Origin of the sequence: Arthrobacter sp. 2RAF6, assembly GCF_052115205.1 — a bacterium.
Classification (GTDB): domain Bacteria; phylum Actinomycetota; class Actinomycetes; order Actinomycetales; family Micrococcaceae; genus Arthrobacter.
Genome location: NZ_JBFRGF010000005.1, coordinates 257,253 through 271,063, shown reverse-complemented (window position 1 = coordinate 271,063; position 13,811 = coordinate 257,253). Strand labels below are relative to the sequence as shown.

The following is a 13,811-nucleotide window of genomic DNA, read 5'->3' as shown; positions in this document are numbered from 1 at the left end:
TGCCGCGATGTCGCCAGAAGGAGCCAACACAGATGTTCTACGTGATTAGACCGGAGGGCGCAGCCCATCTCAACCGTCCACACGTCGTCGTCCACCGCATGAAGCTCTATGAGGACGAGCTCACGACGGTTGACGGCGTCCCGGTCACCGCCGTGGAGCGCACCTGGCTGGACATGGCCGAGATGCTGACCGTGGACGAGTTGGTGGTCATGGGGGACAGCTGTGTGCGGATGCCGCGGGTTGAATTCGAAGGGCGCGACACGCCGCTGTGCACTCTCGCGGATCTTCAGCGGATGATCGATCGCCACAAAGGCAAGCGCGGCCTGCGCAAAGCCAAGGAAGCGATCCAACTGATCCGGATAGGCTCCGATTCCCCGCAGGAATCCTTGCTCCGGCTAGCCATTGTCAGGGCAGGCTTGCCGGAACCCGAACTCAATGCGCCGATTGAGGCCGGAGACGGCGGGAGGTTCCTGCAGCCTGACTTGTCGTACAAAAAGCACAGGATCGGCATCGAGTACGAGGGCGACAGCCATGGCAGCGAAGCACAAGTGGTGCGGGACATTAGCCGCTCGGAACGGTATGAGGCGCTGGGCTGGATGGAGGTCCGGATCTCAAAACGCCACATGTTCAACGATGCGAAAGCTGCCGTAGCCAAGGTCCGAAGCGCGCTGGTCCAATCCGGTTGGCGTCCTGCCTGTTCTTAAAAACGATTGCGCCCCACCGGCTCCCAGCCTTCGCAAGCTCAGGCCGGGGCCCTCGCCGGTGTGGCCCCACGTAACTGCCGCTCTGAGGGTTCAATACGACAGTTACGCAGCAGTCGATTTGTTCTAGTGGATGACGGCGAGCAGCACACCCACGGACATGAACAGCACGCCGAAGGTGCGGTTCAGGACCTTTTGTCCGTGCTCATTGTGCGTGAACCGTTGGAATGAACGGGCTGCCAAGGCGAAAAAGAACCACATGACGCAGACGTCGATGAAAACGATCGTGGTGCTGAGGATCAGATATTGCGGAATCAGTGGCTGCTCGGGGCGGATGAATTGCGGCATGAAGGCCAGGAAGAAAACGATCGCCTTGGGATTGAGCAGGTTGACCCAGACGCCTCGCTGGAACATGGACCACGCGGGCTCGTTGCGCCGGGCCTCCACCTTTTCCTTGTCCAGGTCCGGGCGGTGAAGGAACTGCCGGATGCCCATGTACACCAGATATGCCGCCCCCGTATAGCGGATGACGTTGAAGACCACCGGCGAGCTGGAGACCAGAACGCCTACCCCGAGCGCCACGACCAGGATGTGGATGATCAGGGCCGTCTGTTGGCCCAGCACTCCCCAGATGGAGCGGCGGAATCCGGAGTTGAGCGAATTGCTCATCGTGGAGATGGCGCCGGCGCCGGGAGTGAAACTGATCAGGGTGCCAGCGCCTACCAGGGCCAGCCAAAGCGAAATTTGCACCAATCCAGCTTATGCCCGCAGGACGGGGCGCCCGGACACGCCGCTACCAGATCGTCTCCACCAACGGGAACCTATGGAACTCCTGATCGGCGGTGATGACCACCATCGATTCCACAATGGCTTGCGCAGCGATCAACCTGTCGAAGGGGTCCCGATGCTCCCAATCGAGGTGTCCGGCCGCAAGGGCATGCACGCTCCGAACGGACAGCTCCTCGTTACATAGCTCGGCGACGTGCCGGGCATAACCCAGAAGCAGTCCGTCTAAACCCGGAAGCTTACCCAGTTTGTGCTTGTAGCCGATCTCGTAAGCGCTTGCGGATGATGCCACGAGACGGTTGTCGAATGACTGGATTGCACGTCTTGCCTTGGGTGAGAGCTTCCGTGGTTCCGTGAGGGCCCAGATCAGGGCATGTGTGTCGAGGAGATAAGAGGTGCTTCCCACAGCGCAAGTTCCTCCTCACCCATAGGCTTTAGGAAATTGTCCGGAAGTTGTCCTTTAACGAATCCAAGGCGGCGCTTTGTGGGCCGCTCAATCTTCACTAGCCGGGCAACGGGCTTGCCGGCTTTGGCGATGACCACATCTTCGCCCCGTTCAACCATGTTGAGAAGCTCGGAAAGGCGGGTCTTTGCTTCCTGGACGTTGTACTGCGCCATGTTGACCAAGTTTAGTTGGTCAACCTCTGCAACGTAAGGCTTAGCGGCGCGGTGGATGCTCGCGGCCCCCTGTCGGGGAAGCTCAGGCACACTGGCCAAACCTCGAATGCACCCAGTGAGTCATGGTGCTTGGGAGATCGTCCTCCGATGGATACTGGTCAAAGTACGAGTGCGGCCCGGCGGACATATACCCGGTTTCGTCGATGCCAAAATGACCAATCATCAGAATTCCCTCCCTTGCGGCTGCCTCTGACAGAAGCTTCGCTTCCGCGTGGATTGGCTGTTCATTGAAGTAGTCGTCCTCGGCCCAGATTCCGGCGTGCGCGATCGCAAAATACGTGGAGCCCTCAATATCCAGATCTTCCAGGATGGCGTCCTGGAATGGATTCAGGCTGCCTTCAAAGGACTCCGTGACAACCCGGATGCTTTCAAGCTGCATCTCGGCGTCCAGGCCGATCACGACGAGTCTTGGGTAGAGCCTTTCTTCTTGGACGATGAGTGGACGGGCGAGGAGCTCGAGGTCAAAACCTGCTTGAATGATCATGCTTTGAGGCTATTCATGGCCGCAGACCGCCGACAGAGGTCACTTTGCCTATGTGGACAACTGCCCGAGCTTGGCCGCCTTCACGAGGAGATACTGCCGCTCCTGCAGGCTCCCTGTCTTCTTTGCCGCGGCAAGAAAGGACTCCCGGGCGCCCGCAAGGTCGCCGGACATTTCGAGCAAGTGCCCGCGGACGGCGTCGAGCCTGTGCCAGTTTTTCGGGGCATCCTCAAGCCCCTCCAGCAGTTGAAGGGCCACCCGCGGCCCCTCGACCATGGCCACAGCAACTGCCCGGTTGAGCGTCACCACCGGGCTTGGGGCCATGGCTTCGAGGACCGAGTACAACGCCAGGATCTGCGGCCAGTCGGTCTGCTCCGCGGAGGCCGCCTCGGCATGGACCGCCGCGATCGCGGCCTGCAGCTGGTAGGGTCCCGGACGCCCAACCCCCAGCACGGCTGACAAGAGTTCAAGGCCCTCGGTGATTCGCGTCGCGTCCCACAGCCGGCGATCCTGCTCGGCGAGCGGCACCAGCACCCCGTCCGGGAGGGACCTCGCCCGGCGTCGTGCATCGGTGAGGAGCATGAGGGCCAGCAGTCCGCCCACCTCGAGCTCGCCCGGGAGCAGACCGCGCAGGAGCCGCGTAAGGCGTATGGCCTCTGCCGTGAGGTCTTCGCGCTGCATGGATGGCCCGGAACTCGCCGCGTAACCCTCGTTGAAGATCAGGTACAAGACGTGGAGTACGACGCCGAGCCGCGCCTTCCGCTCGCCTGTTTCCGGGAGCTCGAAATGGGCTCCGGCCTTCTTGATGCTCTGCTTGGCCCGGCTGATCCTCTGGCCCATGGTGGCTTCCGGGACAAAGAACGCGCTGGCGATTTCCGCCGTCGTGAGCCCTCCGACTGCCCGCAATGTCAGTGCCAGCTGCGAGGGTGCTGAGAGGGCGGGGTGACAACAGAGGAAAAGGAGGGTGAGGGTATCTTCTGCAAACCCGTCCGTGTCACCGGGCGAAGAAGACTCCTCGACAGGTGGCGGTTTCAAGGCCGCCGCGCGTTGTTCGCGTGCCTGCCGGGCACTTTCGCCGCGCCAGTAGTCCACCAAACGCCGTGAGGCGACCGTCAGCAGCCACGCCCTGGGATTGTCCGGGACGCCGGACGCGGGCCATTGCAATGCTGCTTCGAGCAGTGCCTCCTGGACGGCATCCTCGCACTCTGCGAATTGCCCGTACCTGCGGACGAGCACGCCGAGGACCTGCGGCGCAAGCGTGCGCAGCAGGTCCTCGAACGTGGATTCCGTGGAAGGCTCAGCCAAGCGCTAGACCTCCGGCGGCTCGTCCTGGACGCGGCGAAGCTCCACAACCGGCGCGTATTTCACGATGCTGGAACAGATTTCCACGGCCCGTTCCTCGCTCGCGACGTCCACCACCCAGTAGCCGATGAGGGATTCTTTGGCCTCGGCGAAAGGTCCGTCGGTGGTGATGACCCCGTTGTCAGTCTGCTTGACCAGCTTGGCAGTTCCGGGGTCAGCCAGCCCCGCGTTGAAAACCATCTCGCCTGAATCGCTGAGATCCTTGTCGATCTGGATCATGAAGCCGATCATTTCCCTGATCCACTCGGGATCGGCGGCTTCCATCATGCCCTCGGCCGAACCAAACATCATGATCATGTATTTCATCTCGAACTCCTTATCAGGGCGCTCCGCGTGGGCGCTTTCGTTCATGGGTCGGAACTACAGGACGGTTTTCGACATGGTTTGATGGAAAATCCCGAAAAACTATTTCGCCTACGCCTACGCCCGCGCGATGACTTCCCCGTTCGGGATCAGGAAGAAGCCATCATCCGTGGAGCCCCAGCGGTGCCAACCGGCGGCGATCCGGGCCAGGTCAGCTTCGTTGGCCAGACCGTATTCCAGCGCCTGCTCGGCAAAGGCGGAGTGCAGGACGCGTTCGCTCCACACCCGCGACTGCCAACGCCGCTGCTGCGCGGTGGCGTACAGCCAGTTGCTGCTTGAGGGCGCGACGTCGGTGAAGCCCGCCTGCTGTGCCCAGGATACGAGCCGCCGCCCGGCGTCGGGCTCCGCACCGTTCCGTCGGGCAATCTTCTGGTAGAGCTCCATCCAGTCGTCGAGTTCGCGGACCTCCGGGTACCAGCTCATGCCGTGAAAATCGGCGTCGCGCACTGCCACGATGGCGCCGGGTTTGGCTACGCGCCGCATTTCGCGCAACGCGGCCACGGGGTCGGTCAGGTGCTGCAGGACTTGGTGGGCGTGGACCAGGTCGAAGGTCTCGTCCTCGAAGTCCAGATCGTAGATGTTACCGGTCACGAATTCCACGTTCTCCACACCACGTTCGGCCGCGAGCGAGGCAGCCTGGGCCACGATGTCGGCGGAACGGTCGAGCCCGACTACCTTCGCGGGAGCCACCAACTCCGCGAAGTCGCAGGTGATGCTCCCGGGTCCGCATCCGACGTCGAGCACTGATGTCCCGGCGGCGAGATGCGGGATGACAAACGCGGCAGAGTTCTCGGCTGTGCGGGAGGCATGGGCGCGTACGACGGACTCGTGGTGGCCGTGTGTGTAGACGTCTTCAGGCTTCTGCTCGTTCATAGGGAAACGCTACCCCGATGGAGTGGAAAGCGGGCGGAACTTGGCGTGGCCTTACTCCTGGGGCCGGTTCCGGTAGGCCGCCAGGAACGTGGCGATCCTGCGCACGGCCTCCTCGATCTCGCGGACGGACGGCAGGATGACGAAGCGGAAATGGTCCGGGGCTGGCCAGTTGAAGGCCGAGCCGTGAGAGACAAGGATTTTCTGGTCCTGTAGGAGATCGAGGACAAATTTCTCGTCGCTCTCAATCGGGTAGACATCGGGGTCCAGCCGCGGGAACAAATACATTGCCCCGGCTGCGGGAACGCAACTGACTCCGGGGATCGCAGTCAGGAGCTTCAAGGCCAGATCCCGTTGTTCGCGGAGCCGGCCACCCGGCCTGATGAGTTCCTCGATGCTCTGGTAGCCGCCCAGGCAGGTCTGGATGGCGTGCTGCGCCGGAACGTTGGAGCACAACCGCAGGGACGCCAACAGCTCCAATGCTTCACGGTATTCGGCGGTTGCCGCGTGCGGGCCGGTCAAAGCGACCCAGCCGGCACGGTAACCGGGCATGCGGTAAGCCTTGGAGAGGCCGCTGAAGGTCAGAATACAGATGTCGTCTGCCACGGAGGCCATGTGGATGTGCTGGGCGTCCTCGTAGCGGATCTTCTCGTAAATCTCGTCCGAGAAGAGGACAAGATCATGCTTGCGGGCCAGTGCCGCGAACTGCTCCAGGATGTGGCGGGGATATACCGCGCCCGTGGGGTTGTTCGGGTTGATGATGACGATGGCCTTGGTGCGCTTGGTGATCTTGGCTTCGACGTCGGACATGTCCGGCCACCAATTCTGGCTCTCGTCGCAGAGATAGTGCACCGGGTTGCCGCCCGTGAGGGTTACTGTGGCCGTCCACAGCGGATAGTCCGGCGCGGGGATGAGGACCTCGTCGCCGTTTTCCAGGAAGGCCTGCAGCGTCATGGAAATCAGTTCACTGACTCCGTTCCCGATGAAGATATCCTCGACGCCGATATTCATCAGGTTCTTTGTCTGGTAGTACTGCGAAATCGCTGTCCGCGCCGTGAAGATGCCTTTGGAATCGCTGTACCCTTGGGCACCGCGGAGGTGGTGGATCATGTCCACCACGACGGACTCCGGAGCTTCCAGTCCGAACGGTGCGGTGTCCCCAAGATTCATCTTGAGGATCCGGTGCCCTTCGGCCTCCATGGTCCTGGCCGCTTGGAGGATGGGCCCGCGGAGCTCATAACGGACGTTCTGTAGTTTGCTGGAGTGCTGCATCGGACGCATGGTTGATCATTTCATGTCCGGTGCCTGTTCTCCCTCATTCCCATCGGATGATGACCGGCAGGCTGCTCGTATTGGCCGATACTTCACGTTCAGTGCCGCGGACTGCCACGACAAAATGCTGGAGATCGTCCGCCGAGGCCGGGACCTCGAAATGGCCGGTGGGATCGCTCACGACGGCGGTTCCGGACGAATGTGGGCGGATATACGCCTCGGGGATGCCCTTGTTGTGGACGTCGACCAACCTGCCGTGGATGAGGCGGGCCACCGCGGTGGCGGCAAGCAAAGGTTCAGCGACCGGAGGGTCGGAAGGCTCGTCGAGGCTTATGCCGATGGGGACGCGGACCAGGAAACCGAGGCCTTGGCGGATGCCGGCGTCGTACTCGTCCGGCTGGAATTCTCCACTGGAGACCACGGAATATTCGGTGTTTTGCTCGATGGCAACCAAGAGTTTCTCCATGTTGTCCAGCTGCGTGGGACCATGGCATTCAACGGCCACCTTTAGCTCAAGGTCCAGCAGCGGCCCCTCCCGCCGGGAACGGCCCACCCTGTTCATGGCGACCGCATGGACCGTGACAGGAGCATCGGTGGATTGGCCTGTGGGTGGTTCGGAACCATCATCGAAGCGGACGCGCACTGGTGAGACGGCGTCGGAAAGTATCCCGAGGAGCTCGGTCAGGGACGATCGTACGACACCCACGGTGACACTCCAGTCCACAAAGTGGTCCAGCTAGCCGTTGTGCTCTACGTTACTCCCGCATTGGTCCACGAGTCACCCGGGTTCAGGCGTAACTCCATTCGATGGTTGGCTGTTTGGCGTGACATCACGCGCCGAATGGGGCTCAGCGGGCAGCCACGGCTTGCTGATCCCGCCACCAGGCCACTGTCGCCGCCATCGCGTCCGGAAGTGGCGTCGTTTCCAGCCCGAGCTTGGCTTGGCTGGCGGTGGAGTCCATGACGAATGGCCGTTCGAACTGGTACAGCATTTCGGCCAGCTCCCGCATGTCGGTTGAAAACAGGCCGAGTGTCCGGATCAGCCAGCCTGGAACGACACTCAGCTTTGGTTCGGGGACGCCGGCCGAGTGTGCGAAGGTTCCCGCAATTTCCCGCATCGTCATGGCCGGTCCCGTGGGGGCGTGCAGCACCGAGTTCCAGAGTCCGGGGTTTTGGGCTGCGGCGATCATTGCCGCGGCGAGATCCGGGACGTAGGTGAACGAGTGCGGCTGCCCGGCGCTTCCGAGAACCTGGACCGTCTTGCCTGTGAGGATCAGGGGGACCATGCGCTCTCCGGCGTGCGCCATGCGGGCACGTGGCCCGAAGAAATCGCCCGACACCACGCTGACGGTGTTCGCCGGGTGGGCCTGCCGGGCCTTCAGCAGGGCGGAGCGGATCCCGCGCTTGCCACCGGCCGCTTCGCGCGGGCTGCTTTCAGTGATGGTCTTGTCCGGCTGGCTGTAGGAGTAAAGGCTCTCGGGGAAGACGACGACGGCGCCCGCCGCCACAGCGGCGTCCATCACCACTCGCTCTGCCCCAGGAAGCTCGGCCGCCCAGGCTTTGGCCCGGTAGGCAGAACCGTGGATGCAGTGAAAGACGGCCGCGGCGCCATCGAAGGCTTCGGCCAACTTGGCCGGGTCGGAGACATCCACGCGGAGCTTTTCGACCAGAGGGTGGTCCGGGCCGCTGCCTGAGCGTGTCAGGACGCGCACCTGTTCTCCGCGGTCCGCGAGTTGCTCGGCAATGGTCCATCCGACGGGGCCTGCTCCTGTGACGACATACATGGCACTGCTCGCTTTCTGGCTCGGGATCAAGTTCTCGGGTTGTAAACCTCGTTCGAGAGCAGTGCTCTCTGAATTCAGATTGAGCCTTTTCTAATCTCCTGTCAAGAGCACTGCTCACATTTGTTGCCAGTGCTCTCTTTTGTGGCATGCTGGATGCATGGACCTCCCTTTAGCCGCAGCGGCCAAACAATCGACGCCCCGCGAGCGGGCCCGGGCCCAGACCGTAGCGGACATCATCCGGCTGGGTCGTCGGCACCTTGCCTTGCATGGCGCCGCAGGTTTGTCCCTGAGGGCTGTTGCGCGCGATCTCGGCGTGGTGTCCTCCGCTGTGTACCGCTATGTTGAGAGCCGCGACGAACTGCTGACCCTCCTGCTGATTGACGCTTACGGCGAGCTGGGCGACGAAGTTGATGCCGCCGTCGACGCCCTCCCGGGGGACGACTACCGTGGTAGGTTCCTGGCGCTTGGGCGGGCTGTTCGTCAGTGGGCCCTGCGCGAGCCGGCAAGGTATGCCCTCTTGTTCGGCAGCCCGGTGCCCGGATACCAAGCGCCCGCCGAGCGCACCACCGAACCCGGAACGCGGGTGATCTACCGGATGGTGGGGATCTTCGACGCCGCCTACCGCGCAGGTGCCTTGGCCGCCGAAGTTGCGCCCGCCGTCGTCGTTCCTCCCGCTCTTGCCGCGGACTTGGCGGCCGTCCGGGCCGAGCTGGGCGTGGCCGTTCCCGAGCCTGCGTTGGCCAGGGGCGTGCTGGTGTGGACGTCGGTCTTCGGGGCGGTCAGCTTCGAGGTATTCGGCCAATATGGGGCCGACACTTTCGCCGCGCGCGACGAGTTGTTTGAGCACCAGCTCGAGGTGCTGCGCGGAATCGTAGGGCTGTAGCGCCCGCGCAACCGTGCATGAAAGACGATGCGCGAAGGTACAGTAAACTGCATGGCTCGCGGACTTGCTGACATCGGCGCGGAGGGCGTTTTGCTCGCCGGAGCAGGACGCGCCATCCTGATGCAGATCGCCAATCCCGCGGTCGGTCACGGCGTCGCCGAACACAGCAATTTCGCCGAGCGGCCACTGGACCGGCTGCGCGCCACCATGACGTACGTCTACGCTGTGGTCTACGGCTCGGACGAGCAATTGGCCGCGGTGCGCCGGGCTGTGAATCGTGCGCACGCCCCTGTTCGCCGGATGGCGGACGACGGGTCGACGGGATACAACGCCTTTGACGCGCAATCCCAGCTCTGGGTAGTGGCGACCCTCTATGACACCGCCGTCACCGTTTACGAAAAGGTCCATGGAACCCTCGACGACGACACGGCCGACCGGGTCTACCGTGAGTATGCGCGGATCGGGACAGCCTTGCAGCTTCCCGCCGAGCTCTGGCCTGCCGACCGCTCGGCCTTCGCGAGCTATTGGGACGAATCCTTGCGGAACCTTGAACCGGATGCAGCTGCGTTGAGGCTGGCTCACGAGCTCCTGTACCCCGCGGGTGGGCCGTTCTTGATGCGGTTGAGCATGCCGTTGGTCCGGCTGCTTACCGCGGGCCTGCTGCCGGAGGAGCTTCGTGCGGGTTTCGGACTTCCTTGGAACGCCCGGCATCGGCGTAGCTTCGATGGCACCATGCGACTCCTGGCGGCGGCTTATCCAAGGCTGCCGGAAAAAGTCAGGCATTGGCCGAAGAACTACTACCTTGGCCGACTTGGACCGGGCGAGCTCGGACCGGGCGAGTAGGGCGCCGATGCGTGAGCTCACCGCGGTAGAGGAACTTATCGACGGGAGCGCGAGCCGCTTCCTGGGGAGTGCCCCGGTCCAAGGGCTTCGATCCAGGCTCACTGAGTTCACCGTCTTCGGCCTCAAGCAGGCGTGGGCGTGCATCTTCGGCGCTTCGCTCCTTGCGGTCATTTTCGCTGCCCACCTCTGGTATCCGGCCAACGCAGGCCTCGCGAGGAACGATTTCCTGACGATCGCCGCCGTCGTGATCCAAATCCTGATGGTGGCCACGAGGCTGGAAACCTTGCGCGAGCTCAGGGTCATCGTGCTCTTCCACATGGTGGGAACGGTCATGGAGCTGTTCAAGACCGACGTAGGCTCGTGGTCCTATGAAGCCGAGGGTGTCCTCCGCGTCGGCGCCGTTCCGCTATTCAGCGGCTTCATGTACGCAGCGGTTGGCTCGTACATGGTGCGGGTTTACCGGGTTTTCGACCTGCGCTTCGCCAGGTATCCGCGGCGTTGGATTACTGCGGTCCTCGCTGCAGCCATCTATGTTAACTTCTTTTCGCACCACTACACCGTTGACGCCCGCTGGGTCCTGCTGGCCGCCGTCGTCGTGATCTATGGCCGGTGCGTCATGTACTTCCGGGTGTTTCGACGTCGACTCCGGATGCCGCTGGTCCTGGCATTCCTGCTGGTGGCGCTCTTCATCTGGATTGCCGAGAACATCGCCACCTGGTCGCACGCTTGGCTGTATCCGAGCCAGCTGGATGGCTGGCATTTGGTGTCCCCGGACAAGCTTGGCTCGTGGTTCCTCCTGATGATCATCTCCGTGGTGCTGGTGGCGTGGGTCTACAAGCCGATCCCGCCCGATGCCTGACGCCTGACGCCTGACGCCGGACGCCAGGGTCGCCGGAACGCTGCGGGGTCGTCGGAGCCTTCCGGTGAACGGGCACCGTTCCCACGAGTTCGACGCCGGCCGCAAAGTTGAGCGCACTCGACTCAACTTTGAGTTGACATTGAATGAGGGCTGAGTACAGTTGAGTGCAGAACGCTCAACTAGCCGAAGGTTGAGTGCTCCCCGCCCTCCAAGCCCTCCGTGGGTATCGGAATCGGGTGAAATCTCGATCGTCGGCCATTGAAAGGAAGCAACATATGTCACGCGCTGTAGGTATCGACCTCGGAACCACTAACTCCGTCGTCTCTGTTCTCGAAGGTGGCGAGCCCACCGTCATTGCCAACGCCGAGGGTGGCCGCACCACGCCGTCGGTCGTTGCATTCTCCAAGTCCGGTGAAGTCCTGGTTGGCGAAATTGCCAAGCGCCAGGCCGTCAACAACATCGACCGCACCATCGCTTCCGTGAAGCGCCACATGGGCACCGACTGGTCCGTCGCCATTGACGACAAGAAGTACACGCCGCAGGAAATCTCCGCGCGTATCCTCATGAAGCTGAAGAACGACGCCGAGAGCTACCTCGGCGAAAAGGTCACCGACGCCGTCATCACCGTCCCGGCCTACTTCAACGACGCCGAGCGCCAGGCCACCAAGGAAGCCGGCGAAATCGCCGGCATGAACGTTCTCCGCATTGTCAACGAGCCCACCGCCGCTGCACTTGCCTACGGCCTGGACAAGGGCAAGGAAGACGAACTCATCCTGGTCTTCGACCTCGGCGGCGGAACGTTCGACGTCTCCCTGCTGGAAGTGGGCAAGGACGAAGACGGCTTCTCCACCATTCAGGTCCGCGCAACCGCCGGCGACAACCGCCTCGGCGGCGACGACTGGGACCAGCGCGTTGTTGACTACCTGTTGAACCAGCTCAAGGTCAAGGGGATCGACCTCTCCAAGGACAAGATCGCCCTGCAGCGTCTGCGCGAGGCTTCGGAGCAGGCCAAGAAGGAACTCTCTTCCTCCACCAGCACCAACGTCTCCCTCCAGTACCTCTCCGTCACCCCCGACGGCCCGGTCCACCTGGACGAGCAGCTGACCCGCGCCAAGTTCCAGGACCTCACCAAGGACCTGCTCGAGCGCACCAAGAAGCCGTTCCACGACGTCATCGCCGAGACCGGCATCAAGCTCTCTGAGATCGACCACATCGTGCTGGTGGGCGGTTCCACCCGCATGCCCGCCGTCTACGACCTCGTCAAGGAACTTGCCGGAGGCAAGGAGCCCAACAAGGGCGTCAACCCGGACGAAGTTGTTGCCGTTGGCGCAGCCCTCCAGGCCGGTGTGCTGAAGGGTGAGCGCAAGGACGTTCTCCTGATCGATGTCACCCCGTTGTCCCTCGGTATCGAAACCAAGGGCGGCGTCATGACGCACCTGATCGAGCGCAACACGGCCATCCCCACCAAGCGTTCCGAGACCTTCACCACCGCTGACGACAACCAGCCGTCCGTAGCCATCCAGGTCTTCCAGGGCGAGCGTGAATTCACCCGCGACAACAAGCCGCTGGGCACGTTCGAACTGACCGGCATCGCTCCGGCACCGCGCGGCGTCCCCCAGGTCGAGGTCACCTTCGACATCGACGCCAACGGCATTGTCCACGTCTCCGCCAAGGACAAGGGCACCGGCAAGGAGCAGTCGATGACCATCACCGGCGGCACCGCGCTGTCCAAGGAAGACATCGACCGCATGGTCCGCGAAGCCGAGGAGCACGCAGCCGAGGACAAGGCCCGCCGCGAGGCTACCGACACCCGCAACACTGCCGAGCAGCTCGCCTACTCCGTCGACAAGCTCATCGCCGAAAACGACGACAAGCTGCCTGAAGAGGTCAAGACCGAGGTCAAGGCCGACGTCGACGCCCTCAAGAAGGCCCTCGAAGGCACCGACGACGCAGCAGTGAAGACCGCTTTCGAGAAGCTGCAGCAGTCGCAGTCGAAGCTCGGCGAAGCGATCTACTCGCACGCCGGTTCCCCGGACGGCGCAAGCAGCGCCGCTGGTGCTGAAGGCGCTCCCGCCGGTGCCAAGTCGGGTTCTGCCTCCGGCGATGAGGACATCGTCGACGCCGAGATCATCGACGAAGACGAAAAGAAGTAAGCATGCCTCACCACGGCAACGACGCAGAGCACCCACCTTCCAACAACGAGGGCAAGCACGACGAGCGTGAAGGAGCCGGTCAGCAGAAGCCGGTTATCCGAGACAACCGCAAGGTTGACCCGGAGACCGGGGCCGCCCGCCACCCGCAAGGATCGGCAGCTGATTCCAACGCCGCTGCCGCCGAGGGCGACGCCTTGTCCCAGGCTGAGGAAATCCTCAACGGCATGGAGGTTCCGGCTGAAGAGTCGGTAGCCCCCGGTGCCGCTGCAGAAGCAGAGGCCGCGGAACTCCGCAACGACCTCCTGCGCCTGCAGGCTGAGTACGTCAACTACCGCAAGCGCGTCGAACGCGACCGCGCCGTGGCAGGGGAAATGGCCGTCATCGGCGTCCTGAACTCCCTGCTGCCGGTGCTGGACGACGTCGACGCCGCCCGCCAGCACGGCGACCTCGTGGACGGCCCGTTCGCCGCGATCGCCGCCAAGCTGGAGAACGCGCTGAAGACGTACGGCTTGGAGCGCATCGCGGAAACCGGAGTCGAATTCGACCCCACGATCCACGAAGCCCTCATCCAGCAGCCGGGCGGGGACATCGAAGTAGACACTGTCAGCCAAGTGCTGCGCTCCGGCTACCGGTCCGGCGACCGCGTGCTGCGCGCGGCCCAGGTGATTGTGGCTGTGCCGGCCTAGTTGTACTCATTGCGTTAGGTGTGTGCTCACCGCACCTTCGCGGATGAGGGGGCAGCACCGCGAAACGAGACAAGGGGCCCCGCCCCTTCG

General features: G+C 63.1%; 16 protein-coding genes. 6 read left to right on the top strand and 10 right to left on the bottom strand.

Annotated features, from left to right (window positions below):
• Positions 1 to 704 (top strand): endonuclease domain-containing protein (locus AB4Z38_RS06350; protein WP_441428924.1); only part of this gene is annotated, 704 nt, incomplete at its 5' end.
• A gap of 123 nt (positions 705 to 827) precedes the next feature.
• Here AB4Z38_RS06350 and AB4Z38_RS06345 read toward each other — a convergent pair.
• The 10 genes from AB4Z38_RS06345 to AB4Z38_RS06300 all read right to left on the bottom strand — a co-directional run bounded on the left by AB4Z38_RS06345 (position 828) and on the right by AB4Z38_RS06300 (position 8,297).
• The gene (locus AB4Z38_RS06345) at positions 828 to 1,451 is read right to left on the bottom strand and encodes a LysE family transporter (protein WP_441428923.1); all 624 of its coding nucleotides are present in this window, start codon (positions 1,449 to 1,451) and stop codon (positions 828 to 830) included.
• A 43-nt stretch (positions 1,452 to 1,494) separates the two neighbouring features.
• Entirely contained in the window at positions 1,495 to 1,893 is a 399-nt protein-coding gene (locus tag AB4Z38_RS06340) for a type II toxin-antitoxin system VapC family toxin (protein ID WP_441428922.1), read from the bottom strand.
• Positions 1,854 to 2,195 (bottom strand): type II toxin-antitoxin system Phd/YefM family antitoxin, encoded by a 342-nt coding sequence (locus tag AB4Z38_RS06335; protein WP_441428921.1) that lies wholly within the window; start codon positions 2,193 to 2,195, stop codon positions 1,854 to 1,856. The genes AB4Z38_RS06340 and AB4Z38_RS06335 overlap by 40 nt, the downstream gene beginning before the upstream one ends.
• Positions 2,188 to 2,649 carry a hypothetical protein gene (locus AB4Z38_RS06330; RefSeq protein ID WP_441428920.1) on the bottom strand — a complete coding sequence of 154 codons (462 nt, stop codon included), beginning with the start codon at positions 2,647 to 2,649 and terminating at the stop codon, positions 2,188 to 2,190. The genes AB4Z38_RS06335 and AB4Z38_RS06330 overlap by 8 nt, the downstream gene beginning before the upstream one ends.
• Positions 2,650 to 2,697: 48 nt before the next feature.
• Positions 2,698 to 3,951, bottom strand: a complete 1,254-nt coding sequence (locus tag AB4Z38_RS06325; protein WP_441428919.1) for an RNA polymerase sigma factor — start codon at positions 3,949 to 3,951, stop codon at positions 2,698 to 2,700.
• Positions 3,952 to 3,954: 3 nt separating this feature from the next.
• The gene (locus AB4Z38_RS06320) at positions 3,955 to 4,314 is read right to left on the bottom strand and encodes a YciI family protein (RefSeq protein WP_269995225.1); all 360 of its coding nucleotides are present in this window, start codon (positions 4,312 to 4,314) and stop codon (positions 3,955 to 3,957) included.
• Between the two features lie 114 nt (positions 4,315 to 4,428).
• Entirely contained in the window at positions 4,429 to 5,244 is an 816-nt protein-coding gene (locus AB4Z38_RS06315; RefSeq protein WP_441428918.1) for a methyltransferase domain-containing protein, read from the bottom strand.
• A 51-nt stretch (positions 5,245 to 5,295) separates the two neighbouring features.
• On the bottom strand, positions 5,296 to 6,522 hold the full coding sequence (locus AB4Z38_RS06310) for a pyridoxal phosphate-dependent aminotransferase (protein ID WP_441428917.1): 1,227 nt from the start codon (positions 6,520 to 6,522) through the stop codon (positions 5,296 to 5,298).
• 34 nt (positions 6,523 to 6,556) lie between these two features.
• Positions 6,557 to 7,219, bottom strand: coding sequence for a hypothetical protein (locus tag AB4Z38_RS06305; RefSeq protein ID WP_441428916.1), 663 nt, complete (start codon positions 7,217 to 7,219; stop codon positions 6,557 to 6,559).
• 142 nt (positions 7,220 to 7,361) lie between these two features.
• Positions 7,362 to 8,297, bottom strand: coding sequence for an NAD-dependent epimerase/dehydratase family protein (locus tag AB4Z38_RS06300; protein WP_441428915.1), 936 nt, complete (start codon positions 8,295 to 8,297; stop codon positions 7,362 to 7,364).
• Between the two features lie 157 nt (positions 8,298 to 8,454).
• Here AB4Z38_RS06300 and AB4Z38_RS06295 point away from each other — a divergent pair, with 157 nt between their 5' ends.
• The 5 genes from AB4Z38_RS06295 to AB4Z38_RS06275 all read left to right on the top strand — a co-directional run bounded on the left by AB4Z38_RS06295 (position 8,455) and on the right by AB4Z38_RS06275 (position 13,721).
• Positions 8,455 to 9,180, top strand: coding sequence for a TetR/AcrR family transcriptional regulator (locus AB4Z38_RS06295; protein ID WP_441428914.1), 726 nt, complete (start codon positions 8,455 to 8,457; stop codon positions 9,178 to 9,180).
• Between the two features lie 51 nt (positions 9,181 to 9,231).
• Positions 9,232 to 10,023: an oxygenase MpaB family protein gene (locus AB4Z38_RS06290; RefSeq protein ID WP_441428913.1), complete on the top strand. Its 792-nt coding sequence runs from the start codon at positions 9,232 to 9,234 to the stop codon at positions 10,021 to 10,023.
• A gap of 7 nt (positions 10,024 to 10,030) precedes the next feature.
• Positions 10,031 to 10,882 (top strand): DUF817 domain-containing protein, encoded by an 852-nt coding sequence (locus tag AB4Z38_RS06285; protein ID WP_441428912.1) that lies wholly within the window; start codon positions 10,031 to 10,033, stop codon positions 10,880 to 10,882.
• Positions 10,883 to 11,157: 275 nt separating this feature from the next.
• Positions 11,158 to 13,035, top strand: coding sequence for a molecular chaperone DnaK (gene dnaK / locus AB4Z38_RS06280; RefSeq protein ID WP_441428911.1), 1,878 nt, complete (start codon positions 11,158 to 11,160; stop codon positions 13,033 to 13,035).
• A gap of 2 nt (positions 13,036 to 13,037) precedes the next feature.
• Positions 13,038 to 13,721 (top strand): nucleotide exchange factor GrpE, encoded by a 684-nt coding sequence (locus AB4Z38_RS06275; protein WP_441428910.1) that lies wholly within the window; start codon positions 13,038 to 13,040, stop codon positions 13,719 to 13,721.
• Positions 13,722 to 13,811 lie beyond the last annotated feature (90 nt).

Bases quoted from the DNA above. Each gene is read 5' to 3' on its own strand.
- AB4Z38_RS06330 (WP_441428920.1), bottom strand. From the start codon at position 2,649: ATGATCATTCAAGCAGGTTTTGACCTCGAGCTCCTCGCCCGTCCACTC.
- AB4Z38_RS06320 (WP_269995225.1), bottom strand. From the start codon at position 4,314: ATGAAATACATGATCATGATGTTTGGTTCGGCCGAGGGCATGATGGAA.
- AB4Z38_RS06315 (WP_441428918.1), bottom strand. From the start codon at position 5,244: ATGAACGAGCAGAAGCCTGAAGACGTCTACACACACGGCCACCACGAG.
- AB4Z38_RS06310 (WP_441428917.1), bottom strand. From the start codon at position 6,522: ATGCGTCCGATGCAGCACTCCAGCAAACTACAGAACGTCCGTTATGAG.
- AB4Z38_RS06300 (WP_441428915.1), bottom strand. From the start codon at position 8,297: ATGTATGTCGTCACAGGAGCAGGCCCCGTCGGATGGACCATTGCCGAG.
- AB4Z38_RS06295 (WP_441428914.1), top strand. From the start codon at position 8,455: ATGGACCTCCCTTTAGCCGCAGCGGCCAAACAATCGACGCCCCGCGAG.
- AB4Z38_RS06290 (WP_441428913.1), top strand. From the start codon at position 9,232: ATGGCTCGCGGACTTGCTGACATCGGCGCGGAGGGCGTTTTGCTCGCC.
- AB4Z38_RS06285 (WP_441428912.1), top strand. From the start codon at position 10,031: ATGCGTGAGCTCACCGCGGTAGAGGAACTTATCGACGGGAGCGCGAGC.
- dnaK (WP_441428911.1), top strand. From the start codon at position 11,158: ATGTCACGCGCTGTAGGTATCGACCTCGGAACCACTAACTCCGTCGTC.
- AB4Z38_RS06275 (WP_441428910.1), top strand. From the start codon at position 13,038: ATGCCTCACCACGGCAACGACGCAGAGCACCCACCTTCCAACAACGAG.